Origin of the sequence: Paraburkholderia sp., from assembly GCF_026225065.1 — a bacterium.
In the GTDB taxonomy this organism is placed as follows: domain Bacteria; phylum Pseudomonadota; class Gammaproteobacteria; order Burkholderiales; family Burkholderiaceae; genus Paraburkholderia.
The window spans coordinates 1-7,893 of the sequence record NZ_JAMFSB010000354.1 but is presented as its reverse complement, the minus strand read 5'-3'; the positions used below and the strand labels follow the sequence as shown (position 1 = coordinate 7,893).

General features: G+C 63.8%; 6 protein-coding genes. 2 read left to right on the top strand and 4 right to left on the bottom strand.

All coding sequences use genetic code 11. The features are described from left to right. On the bottom strand, positions 1-1,987 hold a 1,987-nt coding region (locus M0954_RS24525), incomplete at its 3' end, for a DNA polymerase II (RefSeq protein WP_297355986.1). A gap of 467 nt (positions 1,988-2,454) precedes the next feature. Here M0954_RS24525 and M0954_RS24520 point away from each other — a divergent pair. Continuing rightward, positions 2,455-2,733, top strand: coding sequence for an HU family DNA-binding protein (locus M0954_RS24520; protein ID WP_074268460.1), 279 nt, complete (start codon positions 2,455-2,457; stop codon positions 2,731-2,733). Between the two features lie 193 nt (positions 2,734-2,926). Beyond that, positions 2,927-3,241 carry an antibiotic biosynthesis monooxygenase gene (locus M0954_RS24515; RefSeq protein WP_074269445.1) on the top strand — a complete coding sequence of 105 codons (315 nt, stop codon included), beginning with the start codon at positions 2,927-2,929 and terminating at the stop codon, positions 3,239-3,241. A gap of 45 nt (positions 3,242-3,286) precedes the next feature. Here M0954_RS24515 and M0954_RS24510 read toward each other — a convergent pair whose 3' ends face one another. From M0954_RS24510 to M0954_RS24500, 3 genes are all read right to left on the bottom strand, one after another. Beyond that, the gene (locus tag M0954_RS24510) at positions 3,287-4,375 is read right to left on the bottom strand and encodes a diguanylate cyclase (RefSeq protein WP_122159091.1); all 1,089 of its coding nucleotides are present in this window, start codon (positions 4,373-4,375) and stop codon (positions 3,287-3,289) included. Positions 4,376-4,462: 87 nt separating this feature from the next. Continuing rightward, a complete protein-coding gene (locus M0954_RS24505; RefSeq protein WP_297355984.1) occupies positions 4,463-5,467 on the bottom strand; it encodes a chemotaxis response regulator protein-glutamate methylesterase in 1,005 nt (334 codons plus the stop codon). Then, a partial coding sequence (locus tag M0954_RS24500) for a hybrid sensor histidine kinase/response regulator (protein ID WP_297355982.1) occupies positions 5,464-7,893 on the bottom strand: 2,430 nt, incomplete at its 5' end. The genes M0954_RS24500 and M0954_RS24505, both read right to left, overlap by 4 nt.

The following is a 7,893-nucleotide window of genomic DNA, read 5'->3' as shown; positions in this document are numbered from 1 at the left end:
TGAAGATGCGCAGATAGAGTTGCCGCTGGAATTGCTGCGCGAGCGGAGTCCAGTCGGTGCGCACGGTCTCGAGTCCCCTGAAGACGATTTCCTCGCTACCGTCCGGTTTGGCGACGAGTCCCGCATAGCGCTTTTTACTGCCTTGTTCGGCGCCGCGGATGGTCGGCATCAGAAAGCGCTGGTAGTGCGTCTCGAACTGCAATTCAAGCGTGCTCTCAAGGCCGAATGTCTGCTGCAGGTGCTCGCGCCAAAACTCATTCACATATTTGACGAGCGAGCGGCCGATTTGCGCCGCCTGTTCCTCGGAGCGTGCCCGCTTTAACCACACGAAGGTGGAATCGGTGTCGCCATAGATCACCTGATAGCCTCTCGCCTCGATCAGCTCGCGGGTGCGATGCATGATCTCGTGGCCGCGCATCGTAATGGACGAAACGAGCCGCGGATCGAAAAAGCGGCAGCCGCTCGACCCCAGCACGCCGGCAAACGCATTCATGATGATCTTCAGCGCCTGCGACAGTGGCTTGTTCTTTTGCCGTTTTGCGGCCTCGCGTCCTAGCGAAATCTGACTCACGATAGCGGGCAGGCTGTGCTTGCTGCGTGAGAAACGCGCACCGCGGAAGCCTGCGACGGAGCCGCTTTCATCGGGGTTGTTCATCCCCTCTACGAGCCCCACGGGATCGATCAGAAACGTGCGGATAATCGAGGGGTAGAGGCTTTTATAGTCGAGCACCAGCACGGAGTCGTAGAGGCCGGGTTGCGAATCCATCACGAAGCCACCGGGGCTTGCTTCCTCGGTAATCTCACCGAGGTTCGGCGCGATATAGCCCTGACGGTGCATCAGCGGCATGTACAGGTGCGTGAAGGCAGCCACCGATCCGCCGCTGCGATCCGCGGCCAGCCCGGTCACCGTGGCCCGCTCCAGCAGGAACGTCAGCAGCTCGGTTTTGGCGAAGATCCGCGTGACGAGTTCGCAGTCCTTCAGGTTATAGCGCGCGAGAGCGGGCTTGTCTTCGGCGAAGCGGCGATCGATTTCCGCCATGCGTTGATACGGGTTGTTGATCGCCTTGCCTTCGCCCAACAGCTCCTGCGCCACATATTCGAGGCTGAAGCTTGGAAAGCTCCAGGTCGCGGAACGCAACGCTTCGATGCCGTCGATGATCAACCGCCCAGCGGCCGCGGCGAAGAAATGGTTCTGCTTGCCGCCGTGTTCACGCCACTCCATCACGTCGCCGCCGCGCCCGAGGCGCAGCGGAACGGCGTAGCGCTGTGAATGCTCCTGCAGGACCCGCAGATCGAACTGCACCAGATTCCAGCCGATGATCGCATCGGGATCGTGCTGTTCCGTCCATTCGTTGAGTTTCTCCAGCAACCGCGCGCGACTCTCGCAATACTCGAGATCGAAGTCGAGCCCGCTCGCATCGCCATTGGCTGGGCCCAGCATATACACCTGACGTTGCCCGCAGCCTTCCAGCGCGATGGAGTACAACTCGCCGTGCGCAGTGGTTTCGATATCGAGCGAGACCAGCTTCAACGCCGGGCGATAAGCGGCGTCCGGTTTCATTTCGCCGTTGAGCCAGCGGCCTTCGCCATCCGGCTCGCCGCCGAACCAGACGGGCGCCGTGATAAAGCGCTCCATCAGATAGCGTTCATGCGGACGGATGTCCGCCTCGTAGACATCGACGCCATACTCCCTCAACTGCTTTTCGAGCTTCAGCAACTGGCGATATTGACGGCAGTACAGCCCGAGGACCGGGCGCTGACGAAAATCGGTCAGGGCGAGGGGCCGGAGTTCGAACTGGCGTTCGTTGCGCAATACCCGTTCAGCGAACTCGCGCTGCTCGGCCGGAATGAACGCTACCGACGTCTGAGGCGGCAGCCGCAGGTGGTGCGGACCGCTCGCGGTCGCCAGCCAGAAGTCGACTTCTGTGCCAGCCGGCGTGTCGCGCCAATGTCGGGTCAGAAGGAAACCCTGCTGTTGTTGAACCACACTGCAACCTTTTATGAACCCGTTATAAAACTGTTTATTCGACTATTTTACTTGCCAATTTGACCAGGACCGCGTCTTCAAGACTGTGCGGAACGCCGCCGGCCGCCTCGCGGCGGCTTGGGTGGCGAGCTGTCGGCGGAAAACGCTGTAAGTCTGCGCAGGGCTAAACTTCGTCGAAAATCCACTAAACAACGCCGAAAATCCTGCTGTTACGTGCTTTCGCGACGTGGAACACGGTGGCCTGACAGCGCGCTCCGGCCGCCTCTGTGAGGTCCCTGCACCCCAAAATGGGCTTCTGGAAGCTGGGAACTGAGCCAGCCGCCGGCCTGTCGTAACCTCCTGAAGGCGCGTGCGGCCGGGCAATCAAGGGTCCGGGGGGTTTGCGCAGAAGCGCCTGGATGAGGTAGGGTGGCGGGTCTGGCGCTGTTTGAAGGCGCTGGTTCTATCAATACAGAAAGGGATGTTCAATGAACAAGCAGGAACTGATTGACGCAGTTGCGGCTGCGACGGGCGAAAGCAAAACGGCCACCGGCAAGTCGATCGATGCAATCATCGAAGCGGTGACGAGCGCAGTGTCCAAGGGCGAAACCGTCCAGCTGATCGGCTTCGGAGCCTTCTCGACCGGTTCGCGCGCAGCGCGCGTCGGCCGCAATCCGTCAACCGGCGCGGAAATCCAGATCGCCGCAGCCAAGACGGTTAAGTTCGTCGCCGGCAAGGCATTCAAGGACGCGGTTAACGCCTCCTGATCGCTCCGTCGATCCCGCGCAGCTAGCCACTCCCACGGGGGAGGCGCTGCGCGGCGCTTGCGGGCTCATGGCACGCCGGTCAGCTGGCGCGGCGAGCCCGTTTCTGGGCCCCGCTTCCGGCTTGCTTCCGGTTCATGACCCATGCGTTCATGCATCTGGCTATGAAACGGCGTCCGATCTGAGGAAATCCATCATGTACATCGCGATGAATCGTTTCAAAGTCGCTCTCGGTTCGGAGAGCGCGTTCGAAACGCTTTGGACGAGCCGGGACACGCACCTGAAGGACGTACCGGGCTTCATCGAGTTTCATCTGCTGAGAGGGCCGCGGAAAGAGGACCATGTGCTGTATTCGAGTCACACGGTCTGGGCTGATCATGCGGCATTCGAAGGCTGGACCAGTTCGGATGCATTCCGTGCGGCGCACCGCAATGCCGGAGGGGAAACCCGCTCACTGTATCTCGGGCACCCCGAATTCGAAGGCTTCGAAGTCATCCAGACAGTGAAGTAACACGCTGAAGGTGGTGAGGCCGCTTGTCCGCCCGCCGCCACCGTATCAATCTCCCGTCAGCACCACCAGATTCTTGCCGTCGCGTTTCGCCTTATACAAGGCCAGATCCGCTGCCTCGATCAATGAGGTCATCGGCGACTCCGCGCTTGGAACAACCGACGCCCCGCCGATACTGATCGTCACATATTGCCCCGTCGACGAATTCGCGTGCGGCACCTGTAATGCCTCCACGTGGCTGCGAATCTTTTCCGCCAGCGTGCGTATGCCCACGAGCGGTGTCCCTGGCAGCACGACCGCGAACTCTTCACCGCCAAAGCGCGCCGCAAGGTCGCCTGGCCGGCCGAGGCAGGCTTCGACAGTCGCGGCAATCTGCTTGAGCACTTCATCGCCCGCCACGTGGCCATACGTGTCGTTGTAGAGCTTGAAGTTGTCGACGTCGATCATCAGGAACGACATTTCGCTCTGGTCGCGCGCGCTGCGCCGCCATTCGGCGCTGAGATACTCGTCGAGGTAACGGCGGTTCGACAAACCCGTCAGACCGTCGGAATGCGTGAGTCGCCGCAACTCCAGATTGGCTTCGAGCAGTTGTTGCTGCGACTCGCGCAGCGCGCGATACGCTTCGTCGCGCTGCAGCAGATTGATATGCGAGCGCGAGTGATAACGGATGCGCGCCACCAGTTCGATCCGGTCCGGCAGTTTGACGAGATAATCGTTCGCCCCCGCCGCGAAGGCCGCGCTTTTGATGACCGGCTCTTCCTTGGTCGACAGCACGATGATCGGCACATCGCGGATGGCTGGTGTCGCGCGATAGGCTTTGACGAGCGTCAGGCCGTCGATGCCGGGCATCACGAGATCCTGCAGGATCACCGTCGGCCGCGTGTTGACGGCGGCTTTCATGGCCTCGTCGGCGCGCGCGCAGTAATGGAAGTCGATGCCGTCTTCGCCCGAGAACGCCTGCCGGATCGCCTCGGCGACGATCGCCTGATCGTCGACCAGCAGCACCATCACTGGCTGTTCCGCTGCCGGCGGCGTTTGCATGGCTCTGCGTGCTGCTTCGAGCGTCGCATCTGCGCCGTCTGTCGCGGAGGCCGCTGCGGCTCGCTGGTCAGGCGAGCCAGTCTGATTATTTGCCATTTTCACACCCGTGTTCGTACCCGTGGCGCAAACTCGCGCCACGCGTGTGTTGCCATTCATACCAATACGCTTCGTTCATCACTTTCATCATTTGACGCTTGCCATCAGTTCTCCCGCGATGCTGCCTAGCGGCAAGATCCGCTTCGCCGCATCGAGCGCAGCCGCGGCCTTCGGCATGCCGTAGACCGCGCTAGTCGCCTCGTCCTGCGCAATCGTGAGGTAGCCCTTCGCGCGCATCGCCTTCAGGCCGATTGCACCGTCGCGGCCCATTCCGGTCAGCAGTACGCCGATGGCGTTGCCGTACCAGTGCTCGACCACGCTGTGAAAAAACACGTCAACCGAAGGACGATAGGGCGTGGCGGCCGGCTCAACGGTGTATTCGAGCGAGCCGGTGCGCGCGATATGCAGGTGGTCGTTGGTCGCGGCCAGCAAGACTTCACCGGGCCTGGGCCGATCGCCGCTCACGGCCACGCGCACCGCCAGTTCGGTCTGGCTGTCGAGCCATTGGGCCATGCCCTCGGCAAACGCCTTGTCGACGTGTTGCACGATCACAATGGAGCCGCCGAAATCAGCCGGCAGTTTGCCAAGCACCGCGGCGAGCGCGCCGGGGCCGCCGGCAGAGGCGCCAATCGCAATCAGCGAGGCCGCGCCGCGCGAGACGGCCGCAGCGGGCCGCGGCGTGGGCGCCACCACCGGCTTTTCGAGCAGGCGGCCAATCTGGTCGATCTTGGCGAGCAACGGTTGCGAGGCATCGGCGAGGCGGTGGTCGGCGAGTGTCGGCGTGTCGACTGCATCGAGCGCACCGGCGCCCATCGCTTCGTAGACGCGCCATGCGTTCGCGCCAACGCTGCTCGTCACGACGAGGATCGCACAAGGCGCCTGGGCCATGATGCGGCGGGTCGCCTCGACGCCGTCGAACTTCGGCATGATCAGGTCCATCAGGACCACATCGGGTGGCTGGGCGACGCAGAAGTCGACGGCCTGGGCGCCGTCCGTCGCGACCCACAGCACGCGATGTTCCGGCCGCAACGCGATCGCGCGGCGCATGGCTTCGACCGCAAGCGGCAAGTCGTTGACGATGCCGATGTTCATGTGTGCGCTTCTCCGATCAGGTCGTGCACGGCATCGAGCAACGCTTCGTCGTGAAAGCTGCCCTTTGCCAGATAGTAGTCTGCGCCGGCATCGAGCCCCCGGCGGCGATCTTCGTCGCGATCCTTGTACGACACGATCATCACGGGCACTGTTTTTAGCAGCGTGTCGCGCTTGATCAGCGTGACCAGTTCGATGCCGTCCATGCGTGGCATGTCGATGTCGGTCACCACCAGATCGAAATGGGTGCTGCGCAGTGCGTTCCAGCCGTCCATGCCGTCCACCGCGACCGTCACCGTATAGCCGCGCTTTTCCAGCAGTTTGCGCTCCAGTTCGCGCACTGTCAGCGAGTCTTCGACCACCAGCACATGTTTGCGGGTGCGTGCGGCGACGCCCTGGGCGCGCTGCACCTTGTCGAGCTGCCCGCCGCGCACGAGCTTATCGACCGAGCGCAGCAGGTCCTCGACGTCGACGATCAGCACTGCTTCACCGTTTTCCATCAGCGCGCCGGCCGCGATGTCCTTGACCTTGCCGAGACGGCTGTCGAGCGGCTGGACCACCAGCATGCGCTCGCCGAGGAAACGGTCCACCGCCACGCCGTAGGTGCCCCGTTCGTCGCCAATGACCACCACCGCCACATTGGCGCGCACTTCGGCGGGCGCCTCGGTGCCGAGCAACTGATGCGCGGTGACGAGGCCGACGGGCCGGCCGTCGAAGGCGAAATGCTGTTGTCCCTCGAGCATGTTGATGTCGCCACGGGCCAGCTCCAGCGTGCGGCGCACGTGTGCGAGCGGGAACGCGTAGGCTTCGCCGCCTACCTCCGCGAGCAGGCTGCGGATCACCGAGAGCGTGAGCGGCAACTGCAGGACGAAGCGCGTGCCATGGCCGGGTTCGGTCGAGATGCGCACCGTGCCGCGTACGGCCTTGACCATTTCGTGCACGGCATCGAGGCCGACGCCGCGCCCGGAAACATCGGTCACCTGGTCGCGCATCGAAAAACCCGGCAGCAGCAGGAAATCGAGCAGTTCGTGGTCCGACAGGCGCGCGGCCGTCTCCGGATCGGCAAGCTGCCGCTGGACGACGGCCGCGCGCACCGCGTCGAGGTCGACGCCCGCGCCGTCATCGCTCACGCTGATGAGCAGCTTGCCCGCGCTATGGCGTGCTTCCAGGGTCAGCGTGGCTTCAGCCGGCTTGCCGTCCGCGAGGCGCTGTTCGGGCGTTTCGACACCATGGTCGAGCGCGTTGCGCAGCAAATGGCCGAGCGGCGCGTCGAGCATATCGAGGATGTCGCGATCGATCTGCGTCGATTCGCCGACGATCGAAAAGCGCACCCGTTTGCCGAGCGAGCGCGCGAGGTCACGCACGATGCGCGGATAGGCGTGGGTCGCGTCGCCGAACGGGCGCATCCGGCATTGCAGCGCTTCGTCGTATAGCTGCTGCGCGAGGTGCGAGCTGCGCCGGTCGAACCGGTCGAGTTCGTCGATCCGCGTCGCCAGCAGATGCTGCATCGTGCCGAGGGTCTGCCGGACGGCGTCGAGCGCGGCCAGCGCTTGCGGATCGAGACGCTCTGCTAGCGATTCGAAGCAGGTATCGAGCGCGCGCGCCGCGTCGCGGTGGGTGCGTTTAACGCGCAACAGCGATTCCGCGAACGGCTTAAGCCAGCGCGATTCGACGAGGGACTCGCCGGACAGGCTCAGCAACCGGTCGAGGTTGTCGCTGCGAACCCGCAGCATGCGATCGGGGTCGCGCGGGCCGTGGACGTTCAGCGAGGTGTCGCGTGGGGCATCCGGATTGGCGTCACGCAACGGTGCGAGCGCGGGTGTTGGTGTGATGGACGGCTCCGCCGCAGGCGCTTCTTCACCGGCAAGGTCTCGCACGGCTGGCGCTGGTTCGTCGGAAAAGCCAACTGGCAGTCGGGCAACCTCAGCGCCGAGGATGGCGAGTGCAGCGCGCATCGTCGCGTCTTCGTCCGGTTCTTCGGGAGCGGCGTAGGTGTCGCCCCACGGCGAGCCAGCCGCGATGCCTGCGTGTGCAGGGTGCGCCTCGTTCGTTGCCGTAGCCTCAGTCGCACCGTACGCGGTGAGTCGGGCCACGAATGCGTCCACTTCCGCTCGCGTCAGCGCGGCCGCCGGATCGGCGTTGCCGGCGCGCAGCAGCAAGTCGGCCCCACGCAGCAGTTCATCAACATGCGCACCCGACAAAACCAGCGTGCCGCGCTGCGCGGCCACGAAGCATTCCCCCATCACATGCGCAATATCCACCCCGTCCTGCACGCCGACGATGCGCGCTGCACCCTTCAGCGAGTGTGCCGCGCGCATGCAGGCCTCGAGTTGCGAGGCATCGTCCGGTGTGTGCTCGAGCGCAAGCAGCCCGTCGGAGAGCACGCGGGTTTGCGTCTGTGCTTCTTCGCGGAACAGGTCGAGCAATGA